Here is a 20,504-nt window from a genome sequence, read left to right as displayed (position 1 = left end):
GCCCCTTAGCGACAGGTGATCAACCCGATGGCGAACGAAGCCAAGCTCCGCGAGTACCTCAAGCGCGTCACCGCTGACCTGCACGAGACCAGCGAACGCCTGCGGGCCGTCGACGAGCAGAACCACGAGCCGATCGCGATCGTGGGGATGGGCTGCCGCTACCCGGGCGGGGTGCGGACTCCGGAGGCGCTGTGGCGGCTGGTCGAGTCCGGCGTCGACGCCGTCACACCCTTCCCGGCGGACCGGGGCTGGGACGTGGAGAACCTCTACGACCCCGACCCGGACGCGCACGGCAAGTCGTACACCCGCGAGGGCGGATTCCTGCACGACGCCGGCGAGTTCGACGGCGGGTTCTTCGGCATCTCGCCCCGCGAGGCGCTGGCCATGGACCCGCAGCAGCGCCTCCTGCTGGAGGTCGCCTGGGAGACGGTCGAGCGGGCCGGCCTCGCCGTGGACTCGCTCAAGGGCAGCCGCACCGGCGTCTTCACGGGCGTCATGTACCACGACTACGTCTCCCGGCTCAACGGCGTACCGCAGGAGGTGGAGGCGTTCGTCGGCACGGGCAACCACGGCAGCGTCGTCTCCGGCCGGATCTCGTACACCTTCGGGTTCGAGGGCCCGGCCGTCACCGTCGACACCGCCTGCTCGTCCTCACTGGTGGCGCTGCACCTCGCCGTGCAGGCGCTGCGCTCCGGCGAGTGCACCCTCGCGTTGGCCGGCGGCGTCACCGTCATGTCCAGCCCCGACACGTTCATCGGCTTCAGCCGGCAGCGCGGCCTGTCCCCGGACGGGCGGTGCAAGTCCTTCGCGGCCACCGCCGACGGCACCGGCTGGAGCGAGGGTGCCGGGCTGCTGCTGCTGGAGCGGCTCTCCGACGCCCAGCGCAACGGCCACCGGGTGCTCGCCGTGGTGCGCGGCAGCGCGGTCAACCAGGACGGCGCCTCCAACGGCCTCACCGCGCCGCACGGCCCGTCGCAGCAACGCGTGATCCGCCAGGCCCTCGCCAACGCCCGGCTCGCCCCGGCTGACGTGGACGCCGTCGAGGCCCACGGCACCGGCACCCGCCTCGGCGACCCCATCGAGGCGCAGGCCCTGCTCGCCACGTACGGCCGGGACCGGGCCGACGACCAGCCCCTGTGGCTCGGGTCGATCAAGTCGAACCTCGGGCACACCCAGGCCGCCGCCGGCGTCGCCGGCGTCATCAAGATGGTCATGGCGATGCGTCACGGCGTCCTGCCGCGCACCCTGCACGTCGACGAGCCGTCCCCGCACGTCGACTGGTCGGCCGGCGCGGTGAGCCTGCTCCGCGAGCCGCGCCCGTGGCCGAGCGCGACGAGGCCCATGCGCGCCGGCGTCTCCTCGTTCGGCGTCAGTGGCACCAACGCCCACGTCATCGTCGAGGCCGCCCCGCCCGCGCCGCAGCCGGCCACCGACGCCGTCACCGGCCCCGACCCGCTGCCGTGGGTCGTCTCCGCGCGCAGCGCCGCAGCGCTCGGTGCCCAGGCCGACCGGCTGCGCTCCTGGCTCGCCGAGCACCCCGATGCCACGCCGGCCGCCGTGGGCCGGGCCCTGGCCACCGGCCGGTCCGTCCTGGAACACCGGGCGGTGCTGCTCGGTGCCGACCGGGACGAGCTGCTCGCCGGGCTCGGCGCGCTGGCCGACGGGGTCCCGGCGGCGTCCGTGCGGCGCGGGGTCGCCGGCCCCACCCGCGTCGCGGTGCTCTGCACCGGCCAGGGCGCCCAGCGCGTCGGCATGGGCCAGCGGTTGTACGCCGCCTTCCCGGCCTTCGCCGAGGCATTCGACGCCGCCTGCGCAGAGCTGGACAAGCACCTCGACCGGCCGCTGCGCGGCGTGCTCGACGGCCCCGCCGACGTTCTCGACCGCACCGGGTACGCCCAGGCGGCGCTCTTCGCCGTCGAGGTCGCCGCCTACCGGCTCGTCGAGTCCTGGGGTGTCGTGCCGGACTTCGTGGCCGGGCACTCGGTCGGCGAGGTGGCCGCCGCGCACATCGCCGGCGTCCTGTCGCTGCCCGACGCCGCCCGCCTGGTGGCCGCCCGGGGCACCCTGATGCAGGCGCTGCCCACCGGTGGCGCCATGGTGTCGATCCGTGCCACCGAGGCGGAGGTGCGCGCGCACCTGGCCACCGTCGCCGGGACGGCCGGCGCCCGGCTGGCCGCCGTCAACGGCCCGGAGTCCGTCGTCGTCTCCGGCGACGAGGACGCCGTGCTGGCGGTCGCCGCGCACTTCGCGGCCCTCGGCCGCAGCACCAGGCGGCTGCGGGTCAGCCACGCGTTCCACTCCGCCCGCATGGACCCGATGCTCGACGCGTTCGGCGACGTGCTCGGGCAACTGGCCTTCGCCGCGCCCCGCATCCCCGTGGTCTCCACAGTGACCGGAGCGGTGCTCGACCCCGAAGAGGTGTGCTCCCCGGCGTACTGGCTGCGCAACGTCCGCGACACGGTCCGCTTCGACGCCGCCGTGACCGCCCTGCGTGAGCTGGGTGTGGGCGCGTACGTCGAGGTGGGACCGGGCGGGGCGCTCTGCGCGCTCACCCAGGAGATCGTCGGCGCGGACCAGGCGGTCTGCGTCCCCGTGCTGCGCGCCGAGCACGACGAGGCGACGAGCGCCCTGGCCGCCGCGGCCACCCTGTGGACCCGGGGCGTGCCGGTGAACTGGGCGGCCCTGTTCGCCGGCCCGCCCGTGCCGGTCGACCTGCCCACGTACGCGTTCCAACGCGAACGCTACTGGCTGCTGCCCCTGCCGCAGCCCGCCGACGTGACCGCCGCCGGGCTGACCCCGACCGGCCACCCGCTGCTCGGCGCGGTGTTCCGCTCGGCCGACGGCGACGAGGTGACGCTCACCGGCAGGTTGTCCGTGGAGACCCAGCCCTGGCTGGCCGACCACGCCCTGCGCGACGTCGTGCTCCTGCCCGGCACCGGGTTCGTGGAGCTGGCGCTGCAGGCCGGCGCGGAGGTCGGCGCCGAACGGCTCGCCGAGCTGACCCTCCAGGCGCCGCTGGTGCTGCCCGAGACTGGCGGCGTCGACGTGCAGGTCGCCGCCGAACGCGCCGGTGGCGGAGCGTGGCAGCTCACCGTCCACGCCCGCCGCGCCGGCACCGACGACATCTGGGTGCGACACGCCACCGGCCTGCTCACCCCGGAGCCGGATGAGGACACCGGCACGCCGGCGCAGTGGCCGCCGAGCGACGCCACCTCCCTGGACGTGTCGGAGCTGACCGGGCGGGCGGCGCGGGCCGGTTTCGCGTACGGCCCGGCCTTCTCCGGGCTGCGCGCCGCCTGGCGCGTCGGCACCGACGTGTATGCCGAGGTGGCGCTGCCCGAGCCGGCGGCCGACGAGGCCGGCGCGTACGGGCTGCACCCGGCGTTGCTCGACGCCGCCGTGCAGGCGGTCGGGTTCGGCATCGTCGACCCCGGCGAGGCCCGGATGCCGTTCGCCTGGTCCGACGTGACCCTGTCCGCCCACGGTGCGGACACGCTGCGGGTACGGCTGACCCCCACCGGTGCGGACACGGTGTCCATGCTGGTCGCCGACGCGACCGGTGCGCCCGTCGCCCGGATCGGCTCCCTGGTGCTGCGGCCCCTGCCGGCGGGGGAGCTCACCGCCGGCGGATCCCCGTGGCGCCGCGCGCTGTTCCGCCTCGACTGGCCCCGGCACGCCGGCGGCGTGGGCGCGCCCGACCGCACGACCTGGGCGGTGCTCGGCGACCGCCCCACGCCGCTGCCGACCGGCGTGACCGCCGACCGGCACGCCGACCTCGCCGCGCTCTGCGACGCGGGGGTGCCCGACGTCGTGCTGTACCAGGCGGCCGGCGCTGCCGCGACCGGCCCCGGCCCGGTCCACGACCTGCTCGCCGAGGTCCTCGCCGTGCTCCAGGGCTGGCTCGCCGCCGAGCGCCACACCGGCGGATCCCGGCTGGTGGTCCTCACCCGCGGCGCCGTCGCCGTGGACGCCGACGCCGACGTGGCCGACCTGGCCGGCGCCGCCGTGTGGGGCCTGCTCCGGTCCGCCCAGGCCGAACACCCCGGCCGGTTCCTCGTCGTCGACCTCGACGACGAGGAGAGCTCCGCCTCCGCCCTCGCCGGCCTGCTGTCGGCCGACGAGCCGCAAGCGGCGGTGCGCGACGGCGTGGTCCGGGTGCCCCGGTTCGTCGCCACCCCGGAACCCGACGCGCCGGCGCCGGCGCTGGACCCGGACGGCACGGTGCTGGTCACCGGCGGCACCGGTGCCCTGGGCGCGCTCGTCGCCCGCCACCTCGTCACCCGGCACGGGGTCCGCCACCTGGTGCTGACCAACAGGCGCGGGCCCGCCGCGGCCGGCGCCGCCGACCTGCTCGCCGACCTCGCCGACCTGGGCGCCACCGCGACGGTCGAGGCGTGCGACGCCGCCGACCCCGACGCCCTCGCCGCGCTGCTGGACCGGATCGACCCCGCGCACCCGCTCACCGGCGTGGTGCACACCGCGGGCGTGCTGGCCGACCGCACCCTGACCTCGCTCACCGCCGAGTCCCTCGACGAGGTGCTCCGGCCGAAGGTGGACGCCGCCGCGCACCTGCACGACCTGACCGCCGGCAGCCGCCTCGCGCTCTTCGTCACGTACTCCTCGGCGGCGGGCGTGACCGGCAGCCCCGGCCAGGCCAACTACGCGGCGGCCAACGCCTTCCTGGACGCGCTCGCGCACCGGCGGCGGGCCGCGGGCCTCCCCGCGCACTCGCTGGCCTGGGGACCGTGGGCCGAGTCGGGCGGCGGCATGACAGCCGGCCTCGACCGGGCCGACACCGACCGGCTGGCCCGCGCGGGCGTACGGCCGCTTCCCGAGGCGGACGGCCTCGCCCTGCTCGACGCCGCGCTGCTCACCGGCCTGCCCGCGACGGTGCCGATGGTGCTGGACGGGCCGGCGCTGCGCGCCCAGGCCGAGGCGGGCACCCTGCCGTCGGTCCTGCGCGGCCTGGTCCGCGCGCCCCGGCGCCGCGCCGCGCGCTCCGGCCCGGCGGAGACCGCCGCCCTGACCGAGCGGCTGGCCGGGCTCGACCGCGAGGAGCGCGCCGCGGCCCTGCTGCGGCTCGTCCTCGACCAGGTCGCGACGGTCCTGGGGTACGCCGACGCCGCAGCCGTCGAGGCCGGACGCCCGTTCACCGAGCTGGGCTTCGACTCGCTGACCGCCGTCGAACTGCGCAACCGCCTGGGCGCGGTCACCGGCCTGCGCCTGCCGGCGACCCTGGTCTTCGACCACCCGACCCCGCTCGCCCTCGCCGAGCACCTGGACGCCGAGACCGGAACCGGGGCCGACGCCCAGGCGACCCCGGTCGCCGCCGTCGCGGCGCTCGACGAGCCGATCGCGATCGTCGGCATGAGCTGCCGCTACCCCGGCGGCGTGCGCAGCCCCGAGCAGTTGTGGGACCTCCTCGTGGCCGGTGGGGACGGCATCACCGGTTTCCCCGCCGACCGGGGCTGGGACGTCGCCGACCTGTACGACCCGTCCGGCGCGCGCCGGGGCAGCAGCTACGCCCGCGAGGGCGGCTTCCTGGCCGACGCCGGCGACTTCGACGCCAGCCTGTTCAAGATCTCGCCGCACGAGGCGCTCGCCATGGACCCGCAGCAGCGGCTGCTGCTGGAGACCGCGTGGGAGGCCATCGAGGACGCCCGGATCGACCCGCTCGCGCTGTGGGGCCGCCCCGTCGGCGTGTTCGCCGGCATGATGTACCACAACCACGCCGCCGGGCTGGCCGACGTTCCGGAGGCCCTCGACGGCTACCTCGGCGTCGGCACCGCCAGCAGCGTGTTGTCGGGTCGGGTGGCGTATTCGTTCGGGTTCGAGGGTCCGGCGGTGACTGTGGACACGGCGTGTTCGTCGTCGCTGGTGGCGTTGCATCTGGCGGTGCAGGCGCTGCGGTCGGGCGAGTGCGACCTGGCCCTGGCCGGTGGCGTCACCGTGATGGCGACGCCCGAGACGTTCATCGACTTCTCCCGCCAGCGGGGCATGGCCCCCGACGGCCGGTGCAAGTCGTTCTCCGACGCGGCGGACGGCACGGGCTGGTCCGAGGGCGTCGGCGTGCTGCTGGTGCAGCGGCTGTCGGACGCGCGGCGCGACGGGCGCCGGGTCCTCGCGGTCGTGCGGGGCACGGCCGTCAACCAGGACGGTGCGTCGAACGGGTTGACGGCGCCGAACGGCCCCTCGCAGCAGCGGGTGATCCGCCAGGCCCTCGCGAACGCCCGGCTGGGTGTCGCCGACGTCGACGTCGTGGAGGCGCACGGCACGGGCACGACGCTGGGCGACCCCATCGAGGCCCAGGCGCTGCTCGCCACGTACGGGCAGGACCGCGACGACCGGGACGCGCTGCTGCTGGGGTCGGTGAAGTCGAACATCGGTCACACGCAGGCCGCCGCCGGGGTGGCGGGCGTCATCAAGATGGTCTTGGCGATGCGGTACGGGACCGTGCCGGCGACGCTGCACGTGGACGAGCCCTCGTCGCATGTGGACTGGTCGTCGGGTGCGGTGGAGCTGGTGACCCAGGCGCGCGAGTGGCCGGGTGCGGGCCGCGCACGCAGGGCTGCCGTGTCGTCGTTCGGCATCTCCGGCACGAACGCCCACGTGATCATCGAGCAGCCGGAGCCGGAGCCCGCCGCGGCGTCTGCCGCGCCCGTCGGGTTGCCGGTGCCGTGGGTGGTGTCGGGGCGCTCCGAGCGGGGTCTGGTGGGTCAGGCGGCGCGGTTGGCGTCGTTCGTGCGGGAACGGTCCGGCCTTGCGGTGGCGGACGTGTCGTGGTCGTTGGCGACGTCGCGGGCGGCGTTGGAGCATCGGGCGGTGGTGTGGGGCTCGGACGTCGACGAGCTGGCGGCGGGCCTCGCGGCGGTGGCCGAGGGCCGGGTCTCGGGTGTGGTGTCGGCGGGTCGTCGGGCGGTGTTGTTCACGGGTCAGGGTTCGCAGCGTGCGGGCATGGGCCGGGAGCTGTACGACGCGTTTCCGGTGTTCGCGGCGTCGTTCGACGAGGTGTGCGCCCGTTTTGACGGCTTGTTGCCGCGTGCGTTGCGCGAGGTGGTGTTCGCGGAGACGGGCACCGCCGATGGGGCTCTGTTGGATCAGACCGTGTTCGCGCAGGCGGGGTTGTTCGCGGTCGAGGTGGCGTTGTGGGAGTTGTTGTCGTCGTGGGGTGTGCGGGCGGACTACCTGGCGGGTCATTCGATCGGTGAGGTGACGGCGGCGTACGTGTCCGGGATGTTGTCCCTGGCGGATGCGTGCACCCTGGTGGCGGCGCGGGGCCGGTTGATGCAGGCGCTGCCGGCTGGTGGGGTGATGGCGGCGGTGGGTGCGCCCGAGTCCGCGGTGCGGGAGATCATCGATGCTGCGGAAGCGGCGGTCGACGTCGCGGCGGTGAACGGTCCGGCGTCGGTGGTGGTGTCGGGTGCCGTCGGCGAGGTGGCGTCGGTGGTGGCGACCGCTCGCGAGCGGGGTTGGCGGGTCAAGGAACTCTCGGTCAGTCACGCGTTCCACTCCCGCCTGATGGAGCCGATGCTGGAGGAGTTCCGGTCGGTGGTGGCGGGGCTCGACTGGCGGGTGCCGCGCGTCGCGGTGGTGTCGAACGTGACGGGTTCCGTGGCGGACCCGTTGGAGCTGGTGGATCCGGAGTACTGGGTGCGGCACGTGCGGCAGCCGGTGCGCTTCGCCGACGGTGTGGCGGCGTTGCGGGCGCTGGGGGTGGACACCTTCCTGGAGGTGGGCCCGGATGCGACGTTGACGGCGATGGTGGCGGAGATCGTCGCGGATGCGGGGGTGCGGCGGGTTCCGGCGTCGCGGCGGGACCAGTCGGAGCTCGCTGCGGTGACGGCGGCGTTGGGGCAGTTGTGGGTGGCGGGTGTGCCGGTCGACTGGGCCGCCTATCACGGTCAGACCGGCGCCCGGCCGGGCGTGGTCGACCTGCCCACGTACGCCTTCGACCATCGACGTTACTGGATCAATGCCGCGACGCGGTCCTACCGTCCCCCCGCCGCCCGGCGTACCGCCGCCGACGAGGACTTCTGGCGGGCGATCGAGGCGGAGGACCTGACGACCCTCGCCGAGAGCCTGGCCGTCGACGCCGACGCCCCGCTCGCGGACGTGCTGCCGGCGCTGTCCACCTGGCGACGCCGCCGGGACGCCGAGGCGGCCCTCGACTCCTGGCGCTACCGGGTGGCCTGGCAGCCGCTCACGGACGACGCCGCCCGCGCCGAGGCGACCGACTTCCTGCTCGTCGTACCGGCCGACGCCGACGCGGCCGTGACGGACTGGGCCGCCGCCCTCGGCGCCGCCGGCGGGCGGATCGTCGAGGTCGACGCCACGTGCGACCGCAAGCGCCTCGCCCATGACCTCGCCGAGGCGTCGACCGGCCGCGACGGGGACGTGCTGCCCGTACTCTCCCTGCTGGCCCTCGACACCCGGCCGTACGCCGGGGCCGCCTCCGTGCCGACGGGCCTCGCCGGCACGGTCGCGCTCGCGCAGGCGCTCGGCGACGCCGGGATCACCGCCCGGCTCTGGATCGCCACCCGCGGCGCGGTCTCCGTCGGATCCCGCGACCGGCACGTCGACCCCGTGCAGGCCATGGCGTGGGGCTTCGGCAGCGTGCTGCGCGCCGAGCACCCGCACCGGTGGGGCGGGCTCGTCGACCTCCCCGAGCAGCCCGACCAGGGCGTCGTGCGCATGCTCCGGACGCTGATCGCCGGCACCGGCCAGGAGGACGAGATCGCCCTGCGCGGCACCGGCGGCCACGCCCGCCGGCTCGTTCGTGCGACGTACGGCGACACCGGTGCGCGCGGTTCCTGGACGCCGCGCGGCACGGTGCTGATCACCGGCGGCACCGGGGCACTCGGGGGACACATCGCCCGCGCGCTGGCCGCCGAAGGAGCCGAACACCTCCTCCTGGTCAGCCGGCGGGGTGGCGAGGCGCCCGGCGCGACCGCCCTCGCCGAGGAACTCGCCGGGCTCGGCACCCGGGTCACCCTCGCGTCCTGCGACGTGGCCGACCGGGCCGCGCTCGCGACGCTGCTCGACTCGATCCCCGCTGAGCTTCCGCTGAGCGCGGTCGTGCACACCGCCGCGGCCCTCGACGACAACGTCGTCGACGCCGTGAGTGTCGACCAGCTGGCCACCGCCCTGCGGGCGAAGGTCGACGCCGCGCGCAACCTGGACGAGCTGACCCGGGGCAGCGACCTCTCCGCCTTCGTCCTCTTCTCCTCCCTCGCCGGCCTCATGGGCGCCGCCGGCCAGGCCACGTATGCGCCGGGCAACGCGTTCCTCGACGCCCTGGCGCAGCGCCGCCGCGCCGAGGGGCTGCCGGCGACCTCGCTCGCCTGGGGCCTGTGGGCCGACGGCGGGGTGAGCGCGGGCGACTTCGAACAGCGGCTCAGCCGCACCGGTTTCGGCGCGATGGCGCCGGAGACAACCGTGCGCGCCTTCAGCCGGGCGCTGGACCGCGACGAGACGTACCTCGTGGTGGCCGACATCGACTGGGCCCGGGTGGCCGCCACCGGTCCTCGGCGCGCCCACCCGCTGGTCCGCGACCTGCTGGCCGAGGCCGGCGCGGCGGTGCCCGCCGACGCCCCAGTGCCGGCGGCCGACCTGCGCCTCCGCCTGTCGGGGATGCCCGGCACGGAGCAGTTGCGCGTCCTCGGTGAGCTGGTACGCGCCGAGGTCGCCGCCGTGCTCGGCCACGAGTCCGTCGAGCGGGTGGCGCCGGACCGGGCGTTCCAGGATCTCGGCTTCACCTCGCTGGCAGCCGTCGAGCTGCGCAACCGGCTCGACGTGGCGACCGGCCTCGCGCTGCCGACCACGCTCGCCTTCGACTACCCGAACTCCGCCGCCCTGGCCGGCCACATCCACGCCGAGCTGCTCGGCGGGCAGGCGCTGCCCGTCCCCGCCGCCACCGGCCCCGTCGTGGGCGACGACCCGATCGTCATCGTCGGCATGGGCTGCCGATTCCCGGCCGGAGCCGAGTCCCCGGAGGGGCTCTGGGACCTGCTGACGGCCGGTGCCGACGCGATGTCGGACTTCCCGGCCAACCGGCACTGGGACCTGGAGTCGCTGGCCGGCACCGACTCCTACGTCTCGCGCGGGGCGTTCCTGGCCGACGCGGGTGGCTTCGACGCGGAGTTCTTCGGCATCTCGCCGCGGGAGGCGCTCGCCATGGACCCGCAGCAGCGGCTGCTGCTGGAGGTCTCCTGGGAGGCGTTCGAAGACGCCCGGATCGAACCCCTCGCGCTGCGCGGCAGCCGCGTCGGGGTGTTCGCCGGCACCAACGGCCAGGACTACGAGACCGTCGTACGCCAGGCCGGGGAGGCGCTCGCCGGATTCGGCGCGACCGGCGCCTCCGCGAGCGTGTTGTCGGGCCGGGTGGCGTACTCGTTCGGGTTCGAGGGTCCGGCGGTGACTGTGGACACGGCGTGTTCGTCGTCGCTGGTGGCGTTGCACCTGGCGGCGCAGGCGCTGCGGTCGGGCGAGTGCGACCTCGCCCTGGCCGGCGGCGTCACCGTGATGGCCACCCCCGGCGCCTTCATCGAGTTCTCCCGCCAGGGCGGGCTGTCGGCGGACGGCCGCTGCAAGGCCTTCGCCGAGTCTGCGGACGGCACCGCGTGGGGCGAAGGCGTCGGGGTGCTCGTGGTGCAGCGGCTGTCGGACGCGCAACGTGACGGGCGTCGGGTGTTGGCGGTGGTGCGGGGTTCGGCGGTGAATCAGGATGGTGCGTCGAATGGTTTGACGGCGCCGAATGGTCCGTCGCAGCAGCGGGTGATCCGGCAGGCTCTGGCGTTTGCGGGTTTGTCGGCGGCTGATGTGGATGTGGTGGAGGCGCATGGTACGGGTACGTCGTTGGGTGATCCGATCGAGGCGCAGGCGTTGTTGGCGACGTATGGGCAGGGTCGGGATGTGCCGTTGTTGCTGGGGTCGGTGAAGTCGAACATCGGTCATACGCAGGCGGCTGCGGGGGTGGCGGGCGTCATCAAGATGGTCTTGGCGATGCGGTATGGGGTGGTGCCGGCGTCTTTGCATGTGGATGTGCCGTCGTCGCATGTGGACTGGTCGTCGGGTGCGGTGGAGTTGGTGACCGAGTCGCGGCAGTGGCCGGGTGTTGGCCGGGCTCGGCGGGCGGGTGTGTCGTCGTTCGGCATCTCGGGCACGAACGCGCACGTGATTCTCGAGCAGCCGGAGCCCGAGGCCGTCCCCGAGGTCGCGGCGGAGCCGGAGTCTTTCCCGGCATCTGCCGGGGGCGCTTCCGTGGCTCTGCCGGTGCCGTGGGTGGTGTCGGGGCGTTCGGAGCGGGGTCTGTCGGGTCAGGCCGGGCGGTTGGCGTCGTTCGTGCGTGGTCGTGGTCTGTCGCCGGTGGATGTGTCGTGGTCGCTGGTGACGTCGCGGGCGGCGTTGGAGCATCGGGCGGTGGTGTGGGGCTCGGACGTCGACGAGCTGGCGGCGGGCCTCGCGGCGGTGGCCGAGGGCCGGTCGGCGGGTGTGGTGTCGGCGGGTCGTCGGGCGGTGTTGTTCACGGGTCAGGGTTCGCAGCGTGCGGGTATGGGTCGGGAGCTGTACGACGCGTTCCCGGTGTTCGCGTCGGCGTTCGACGCGGTGTGCGCGGAGATCGATCCGCGCCTGCCGCGTGCGTTGCGCGAGGTGGTGTTCGCGGAGACGGGCACCGCCGATGGGGCTCTGTTGGATCAGACCGTGTTCGCGCAGGCGGGCCTGTTCGCAATCGAGGTGGCGTTGTGGGAGTTGCTCGCGTCGTGGGGTGTGCGGGCGGACTACCTGGCGGGTCACTCGATCGGTGAGGTGACGGCCGCGTACGTGTCCGGGATGTTGTCCCTGGCGGATGCGTGCACCCTGGTGGCGGCGCGGGGCCGGTTGATGCAGGCCCTGCCCAGCGGCGGTGTGATGGCAGCGGTGGGTGCGTCGGAGGAGTCGGTTGGTGAGCTGATCGGCGTGACCGGTGCGGGCGTGGATATCGCGGCGGTGAACGGTCCGGCGTCGGTGGTGGTGTCGGGTGCCGCCGGCGAGGTCGCTTCGGTGGTGGCGGCCTCGCGTGAGCGGGGTTGGCGGGTCAAGGAACTGGCGGTCAGTCACGCGTTCCACTCGCGGTTGATGGAGCCGATGCTGGAGGAGTTCGCGTCGGTGGTGGCAGGGCTGGACTGGCGGGTGCCGAGGATCCCGATCGTGTCGAACGTGACCGGCGCGGTCGCGGAGCCGCTGGAGTTGGTTGACCCGGAGTACTGGGTGCGGCATGTGCGGCAGCCCGTGCGGTTCGCCGACGGGGTGGCTGCTCTGCGGGGGCAGGGCGTGGACACGTTCCTGGAGATCGGCCCGGATGCGACGTTGACGGCGATGGTGGCGGAGATCGTCGCTGATGCCGGGGTGCGGTGTGTCGCGGTGTCGCGGCGGGATCAGCCGGAGGTCGGCGTGTTGACGTCGGCGCTGGGGCAGTTGTGGGTGGCGGGTGTGCCGGTCGACTGGGCTGCGTACCACGGCCAGGCCGGTGCCCGGCCGGGCGTGGTCGACCTGCCCACGTACGCCTTCGATCACACCTGGTACTGGCCCGAGGCGGTGCCCGTGGCCCGCCGGGACGCGCACGGCGAAGCTCTCGACGGGCGGTTCTGGGCGGCCGTGGAGTCCGGCGACCCCGACCTGGTCGGCGGCGAGCTGGGCGTCGGTGCGGACGAACCGTTCAGCGCGGTCCTGCCGAAGCTCGCGCAGTGGCGGCGGGCCGCACAGCAGCGGTCGACTGTGGACTCCTGGCGCTACCGCGTGGTCTGGCGGCGCCAGGACGTGACCGGGAACGAGAACCTGACCGGCTCCTGGCTGGTGCTGATGGTCCCCGGCCAGGAGGACCACCCGTTGCTGGCCGGGCTGGCGGAGCGGGGTGCCGAGATGATCCCCGTGGTGCTGGACGAGCTGGACCGGGACGGGATCGCGCGTCGGCTGTCCGCCGCCTCGGCGGCCGCAGGACCGGTCGCCGGGATGATCTCGCTGATGTCGCTGGCCGGCGCCGGTGTCGTCGAGGCACTGGCGGTCGCGCAGGCGCTTGCAGTCACCGAGGTCGAGGGTCGGCTGTGGTGGTTGACCAGCGGTGCCGTCTCCGTGGACGACTCCGAGCCTCTGACCGACCTGGACGGTGGTGCGGTGTGGGGTTTGGGTCGGGTGGTGGGTTTGGAGGTGCCGTTGCGGTGGGGTGGTTTGGTGGATTTGCCGGGTGTGTTGGGTGGGGGTGTGTGGGGTCGGTTGTGTGGGGTGTTGTCGTCGGGGGTTGAGGATCAGGTGGCGTTGCGGTCGTCGGGTGTGTTTGTGCGGCGGTTGGTGCGTGCGGGTGCGGGTTCGGGTGCGGGTGTGGGTGCGGGTGTTGGTGGTGGTTTTCGGTTGTCGGGGACGGTGTTGGTGACGGGTGGTACGGGGGCGTTGGGTGCGCGGGTGGCGTTGTGGGCGGTGGGTGTGGGTGCGGAGCATGTGGTGTTGGTGAGTCGGGGTGGTGGTGGCGCGTCGGGTGTGGGTGAGTTGGTGGGGCGGTTGGAGGGTTTGGGTGTGCGGGTGTCGGTGGTGGGTTGTGATGTGGCGGATCGTGGTGCGGTGGCGGGGTTGTTGGGGGATTTGGTGGGTCGGGGTGAGCGGTTGCGGGCGGTGGTGCATGCGGCTGGTGTGGCGCAGTTGACGCCGTTGGGTGAGGTGGGTGTGGGTGAGGTGGAGGAGGTGTTGCGGGCGAAGGTTGGTGGTGCGGTGGTGTTGGATGAGTTGACTGCTGGTTTGGATTTGGATGCGTTTGTGGTGTTTTCGTCGATTGCGGGGGTGTGGGGTTCTGCGGGTCAGGTGGGGTATGCGGCGGCGAATGCGTTTGTGGATGGGTTGGTGGTGTCGCGGCGTGGGCGTGGGTTGGTGGGGACGTCGGTGGCGTGGGGGCCGTGGGCTGAGGCGGGTATGGCGGTGGGGGTGGCGGGGGAGCAGTTGAGTCGGCGTGGGTTGCCGGGGATGGCTCCGGAGTTGGCGGTGGTGGCGTTGCAGCGGGCGTTGGATGGTGGTGAGGGGCAGGTGGTGGTGGCGGATGTGCGGTGGGATCGGTTTGTGCCGTCGTTCACGGCGTTGCGTCCGTCGCGTCTGTTCGCCGACATCCCCGAAGCACAGGCGGCGATCGAGGCGGCGTCCCGAGCCGAGACGGGCCCCACCGACCGGGCCTCCGCACTGCGCGAGCGGCTCGCGGCCCTGACGTCGCCGGAGGTCGAGGCGTCCCTCCTGGACTTCGTACGCTCCCAGGTCGCCACGGTGCTCGGCCACGCCACCGTGGAGGCGGTGCGGCCGGACCGGGCGTTCCAGCGTCTCGGCTTCGACTCGCTCACCGCAGTCGAGCTGCGCAACCGGCTGACCGCCGCGACGGGCCTCGCGTTGCCCTCCACCCTCGTCTTCGACCACCCGACGCCGGCCGCCCTGGTCGCCTTCATCCGGGAGACCGTGCTCGGAGCATCGGGCGACGCGCCGGCCGACCGCAGGGTCGCCACCGTCGACGACGACCCGATCGTGATCGTCGGCATGGGCTGCCGCCTCCCGGGTGGCGTCGCGTCCCCGGAAGAACTGTGGCAACTGCTCGCCACGGGACGCGACGGCATCTCCGAGTTCCCCCTCGACCGGGGCTGGGACAGCTTCCTCAGCAGCGGCCTGTCCGACACGTCCTTCGCCCGCAGGGGCGGCTTCGTCTACGACGCCGGCGAGTTCGACGCCGAGTTCTTCGGCATCTCGCCGCGGGAGGCGCTCGCCATGGACCCGCAGCAGCGGCTGCTGCTGGAGACCTCGTGGGAGGCCGTCGAGTCGGCGGGCATCGACCCGACCACCCTGCGGGGCGGCGCGGTCGGCGTCTTCGCCGGGGCCAGCTTCCAGGGGTACGCCAGCGGGTCGGTCGGTCGGGCCCAGGAGGTCGGCGGCCACCTGCTCACCGGCAACGCGACAAGCGTGTTGTCGGGTCGGGTGGCGTACTCGTTCGGTTTCGAGGGTCCGGCGGTGACTGTGGACACGGCGTGTTCGTCGTCGCTGGTGGCGTTGCACCTGGCGGCGCAGGCGCTGCGGTCGGGCGAGTGCGACCTCGCCCTGGCCGGCGGCGTCACCGTGATGGCCTCACCGGGCACGTTCGCCGAGTTCTCGATCCAGGGCGGCCTGTCCGCCGACGGCCGCTGCAAGTCGTTCTCCGACGCCGCGGACGGCACGGGCTGGTCCGAGGGCGTCGGGGTGCTCGTGGTGCAGCGGCTGTCGGACGCGCAACGTGACGGGCGTCGGGTGTTGGCGGTGGTGCGGGGTTCGGCGGTGAATCAGGATGGTGCGTCGAATGGTTTGACGGCGCCGAATGGTCCGTCGCAGCAGCGGGTGATCCGGCAGGCTCTGGCGTTTGCGGGTTTGTCGGCGGCTGATGTGGATGTGGTGGAGGCGCATGGTACGGGTACGTCGTTGGGTGATCCGATCGAGGCGCAGGCGTTGTTGGCGACGTATGGGCAGGGTCGGGATGTGCCGTTGTTGCTGGGGTCGGTGAAGTCGAACATCGGTCATACGCAGGCGGCTGCGGGGGTGGCTGGGATCATCAAGATGGTCTTGGCGATGCGGCATGGGGTGGTGCCGGCGTCTTTGCATGTGGATGTGCCGTCGTCGCATGTGGATTGGTCGTCGGGTGCGGTGGAGTTGGTGACGGCCTCGCGTGAGTGGCCGGGCGTGGGGCGTCCCCGGCGTGCGGGTGTGTCGTCGTTCGGTATCTCGGGCACGAACGCGCACGTGATCATCGAGCAGCCCGAGGCCGCCCCGGCACCGGTCGCGCCCGTCGCGCCGGTCGCGGTGCCGGTGCCGTGGGTGGTGTCGGGTCGTTCGGAGCGGGGTCTGTCGGGTCAGGCCGGGCGGTTGGCGTCGTTCGTGCGTGGTCGTGGTCTGTCGCCGGTGGATGTGTCGTGGTCGTTGGCGACGTCGCGGGCGGCGTTGGAGCATCGGGCGGTGGTGTGGGGCTCGGACGTCGACGAGCTGGCGGCGGGCCTCGCGGCGGTGGCCGAGGGCCGGGTCTCGGGTGTGGTGTCGGCGGGTCGTCGGGCGGTGTTGTTCACGGGTCAGGGTTCGCAGCGCGTGGGCATGGGCCGGGAGCTGTACGACGCGTTTCCGGTGTTCGCGTCGGCGTTCGACGCGGTGTGCGCGGAGATCGATCCGCGCCTGCCGCGTGCGTTGCGCGAGGTGGTGTTCGCGGAGCCGGGTTCGGAGACTGCGGCTCTGTTGGATCAGACCGTGTTCGCGCAGGCGGGGTTGTTCGCGGTCGAGGTGGCGTTGTGGGAGTTGCTCGCGTCGTGGGGTGTGCGGGCGGACTACTTGGCGGGTCATTCGATCGGTGAGGTGACGGCCGCGTACGTGTCCGGGATGCTGTCCCTGGCGGATGCGTGCACCCTGGTGGCGGCGCGGGGCCGGTTGATGCAGGCGTTGCCGGCTGGTGGGGTGATGGCGGCGGTCGGCGCGTCGGAGGAGGCTGTCGCCGAGCTGATCGGCGTGACCGGCGCGGCGGTGGACGTGGCGGCGGTGAACGGTCCGGCGTCGGTGGTGGTGTCGGGTGCCGTCGGCGAGATGGCGTCGGTGGTGGCGACCGCTCGCGAGCGGGGTTGGCGGACGAAGGAACTGGCGGTCAGTCACGCGTTCCACTCGCGGTTGATGGAGCCGATGCTGGAGGAGTTCCGGTCGGTGGTGGCGGGGCTCGACTGGCGGTCGCCGAGGATCCCGATCGTGTCGAACGTGACCGGCGCGGTCGCGGACGCCGCAGAGATCACCGAGCCCGGCTACTGGGTGCGGCACGTGCGGCAGCCGGTGCGCTTCGCCGACGGTGTGGCGGCGTTGCGGGCACAGGGGGTGGACACCTTCCTGGAGGTCGGCCCGGACGCGGTCCTCACCGCCATGGCCGCCGAGGCGGACACGGCCGACGACGTGCGGTACGTCGCCACGCTGCGCCGCAGCCAGCCCGACGTCACCACCCTCACCAGTGCCGCCGGGCAGCTCTGGGCCGCCGGCGTGGCCGTCGACTGGGCGGCGTACCTCGGCCAGACCGGCACCCGGCCGCGCGCGGTGGAACTGCCCACCTACGCCTTCGACCGGCAGCGCTACTGGCTGGAGGACCCCCAGCCCGGCTCGGCTCCGGAGCGGGCCGACGCCCCGTCCGACGAGGAGTTCTGGGCGGCGGTCGAGTCCGGGGACCTCGGCGTGCTGGGCGAGGATCTCGCCGTGGGCGCGGACGAGCCGTCCACGGCGCTGCTGCCCAAGCTCGCCCGGTGGCGGCGGGCGACGCAGCAGCGGGCGGTCGTCGACTCCTGGCGGTACCGGGCGACGTGGCGTACGGCCGCCGTGCCGGACTCCGCGACGTTGGCGGGAACCTGGCTGCTGCTGATGGCGCCCGGGCAGGAGGACCACCCGGTGGCCGCGGCGCTGGCTGCCCGGGCCGACCGGGCGGTCCCGGTGCTGGTCCCGGCCGGCGCCGACCGCGACCGGGTGGCGCGGCTGCTGCTGGAGGCGATGAGCTCCGACGCCCGGGACGCCCACGTGGTGTCCCTGCTGTCGCTGGCCGAGCCGCGGGAGGCGTCCCCGGTTCCGGCCGCCGCCGAGGTGTCGACGGCGCTGGCCGTGGTGCAGGCGCTGACCGACGTCGGTGGGTCGGGCCGGTTGTGGTGGCTGACGCGCGGGGCGGTGTCGGTCGGCGGCTCGGACGAGCTGGCGGATGTCGCGGGTTCTGCGGTGTGGGGTTTGGGTCGGGTGGTGGGTTTGGAGGTGCCGTTGCGGTGGGGTGGTTTGGTGGATTTGCCGGGTGTGTTGGGTGGGGGTGTGTGGGGTCGGTTGTGTGGGGTGTTGTCGTCGGGGGTTGAGGATCAGGTGGCGTTGCGGTCGTCGGGTGTGTTTGTGCGGCGGTTGGTGCGTGCGGGTGCGGGTTCGGGTGCGGGTGTGGGTGCGGGTGTTGGTGGTGGTTTTCGGTTGTCGGGGACGGTGTTGGTGACGGGTGGTACGGGGGCGTTGGGTGCGCGGGTGGCGTTGTGGGCGGTGGGTGTGGGTGCGGAGCATGTGGTGTTGGTGAGTCGGGGTGGTGGTGGCGCGTCGGGTGTGGGTGAGTTGGTGGGGCGGTTGGAGGGTTTGGGTGTGCGGGTGTCGGTGGTGGGTTGTGATGTGGCGGATCGTGGTGCGGTGGCGGGGTTGTTGGGGGATTTGGTGGGTCGGGGTGAGCGGTTGCGGGCGGTGGTGCATGCGGCTGGTGTGGCGCAGTTGACGCCGTTGGGTGAGGTGGGTGTGGGTGAGGTGGAGGAGGTGTTGCGGGCGAAGGTTGGTGGTGCGGTGGTGTTGGATGAGTTGACTGCTGGTTTGGATTTGGATGCGTTTGTGGTGTTTTCGTCGATTGCGGGGGTGTGGGGTTCTGCGGGTCAGGTGGGGTATGCGGCGGCGAATGCGTTTGTGGATGGGTTGGTGGTGTCGCGGCGTGGGCGTGGGTTGGTGGGGACGTCGGTGGCGTGGGGGCCGTGGGCTGAGGCGGGTATGGCGGTGGGGGTGGCGGGGGAGCAGTTGAGTCGGCGTGGTTTGCCGGGGATGGCTCCGGAGTTGGCGGTGGTGGCGTTGCAGCGGGCGTTGGATGGTGGTGAGGGGCAGGTGGTGGTGGCGGATGTGCGGTGGGATCGGTTTGTGCCGTCGTTCACGGCGTTGCGTCCGTCGCGGTTGTTCACCGACATCCCCGAAGCACAGCCCGCACAGGCCGAGGAGGCGCCGAAGGGCGAGGACCGCGGCGCGGCGTCGGCGCTGCGCGAGCGGCTCGCCGCCGCCTCCGGGTCGGAGCGCGACCGCATCCTGCTCGACCTGGTCCGCGGCACCGCCGCGGCGGTGCTGGGACACACCACGCCGAGCGGGATCAGGCCCGCCCGCGGCTTCCTCGAACTGGGCTTCGACTCGCTCACCGCAGTCGAGCTGCGCAACCGGCTGACCGCCGCAACGGGCATCGGACTGCCCGCCACCCTCGTCTTCGACCATCCCACCCCGAACGCGCTCGCCGGTCACCTGCGGGCCGAGTTGGCGCCCGAGCAGCCGGCGTTGCCGATCGTGGCCGAGATCGAACGCCTCGACAAGCTCCTCGGCGGGCTGCCGGGCGACCAGGTCGACGACGCGGTCGTCGGTCGGCTGGAGGACCTGCTGACCCGGTGGCGGGGCCGACCCGCCGCCACCGCACCGGCGCCGGCCGCCGCGGAGGAGTTGGAGTCGGCCAGCCGGGACGAGCTCTTCGACATCATCCAGCGGGAGTTCGGCAAGTCCTGAGCGGACACTGCCCGACCCCGGGCGGGACGGGCCGGGGAAAGGGACACCCGACGGTGCCGGACGCCTGACCGGCGCCGTCGGGCAGGCGCGGCTGCCTAGGGGTCCACGTATCCCGTCTAGGGGTGTGCCGGTGCGGGCCCGGCTCCGTAGGGTCGGAGCACGCCAGGCCGTCTCGCCCTGCCCACCGGCAGCCGAGCGGTACGGATGTGGGTGCGTGCGGTGCCCCGGATGGACGGGAGGTCCGCATGGCCGGATCCGGCTTGCCTCAACTGCTCGCCATCAGCGACCTGCACGTGGTGCACGCGGAGAACAAGGCCATCGTCGAGCGGCTGCGGCCGGAGCGCGCCGGCGACTGGCTCGTCGTCGCCGGCGACGTCGGGGAGTTCGTCGGCGACATCGAGTGGGCGCTGGGACTCCTCAGCCGCCGCTTCGCCAAGGTCATCTGGGCCCCCGGCAACCACGAGCTGTGGACTCCCCGCGAGGACCCGATCCAGCTGCGGGGGGACGCGCGCTACCAGCATCTGGTGCAACTGTGCCGGGGGCTCGGGGTCGTCACCCCGGAGGACCCGTACCCCGTCTGGGACCAGCAGGGCGACGACCCGGTCCTGATCGCGCCGCTGTTCCTGCTCTACGACTACACCTTCCGGCCCCCGGGGACGTACACGAAGGAGCAGGCCCTGGCACGGGCCCACGAGGTCGGCGTGGTCTGCACCGACGAGATCCTGCTGCATCCTGACCCGTACCCGACGCGGGACGCCTGGTGCCGGGCGCGGCTGGCCCTGACGGAGCGGCGGCTGACCGCCGAGCGCGGTGGGCTGCCCACCGTCCTGGTCAACCACTTCCCGCTCGTGCGCGAGCCCACCCGGATCCTGCGGTACCCCGAGTTCGCCCAGTGGTGCGGCACCGAGGCCACGGCCGACTGGCACGTCCGCTTCGACGCCCGCGTCGCCGTCTACGGCCACCTGCACATCCCGCGCACCACCTGGTACGACGGGGTCCGGTTCGAAGAGGTCTCGGTCGGCTACCCACGGGAGTGGCGCCGCCGCTCGACGCCTCCCGGCCGGCTGCGCCGCATCCTGCCGTCGGCCGCCGGACAGCCCGCCTGAGCGGCCCTCGCGGCGCTGGTCACCGCCGCTCGCCGGGCCTGCCGCGACGCCGCTCGCGGGCCGGTCGATCAGGGGTTCTCTAGGGGTTGGGCGGGCCTT

Annotated in this window: 2 protein-coding genes; both read left to right on the top strand. The window is 73.7% G+C overall.

Translation table 11 applies throughout. From position 1 onward, the window contains the following. Positions 1-27: 27 nt before the first annotated feature. Positions 28-19,299, top strand: coding sequence for a type I polyketide synthase (locus tag FHX31_RS17890; RefSeq protein WP_184976820.1), 19,272 nt, complete (start codon positions 28-30; stop codon positions 19,297-19,299). A 245-nt stretch (positions 19,300-19,544) separates the two neighbouring features. Next, on the top strand, positions 19,545-20,405 hold the full coding sequence (locus FHX31_RS17885; RefSeq protein WP_091328799.1) for a metallophosphoesterase family protein: 861 nt from the start codon (positions 19,545-19,547) through the stop codon (positions 20,403-20,405). The last annotated feature ends 99 nt before the right edge of the window (positions 20,406-20,504 follow it).

The sequence above is a fragment of the Micromonospora sp. CNZ286 genome (assembly GCF_014207755.1).
The sequence above is the reverse complement of the archived record's forward strand: the minus strand, read 5'-3'. Positions and strand labels throughout refer to the sequence as shown.

Coding starts and splice junctions, on each gene's coding strand:
- FHX31_RS17890 (WP_184976820.1), top strand. CDS start 28: ATGGCGAACGAAGCCAAGCTCCGCGAGTACCTCAAGCGCGTCACCGCT.
- FHX31_RS17885 (WP_091328799.1), top strand. CDS start 19,545: ATGGCCGGATCCGGCTTGCCTCAACTGCTCGCCATCAGCGACCTGCAC.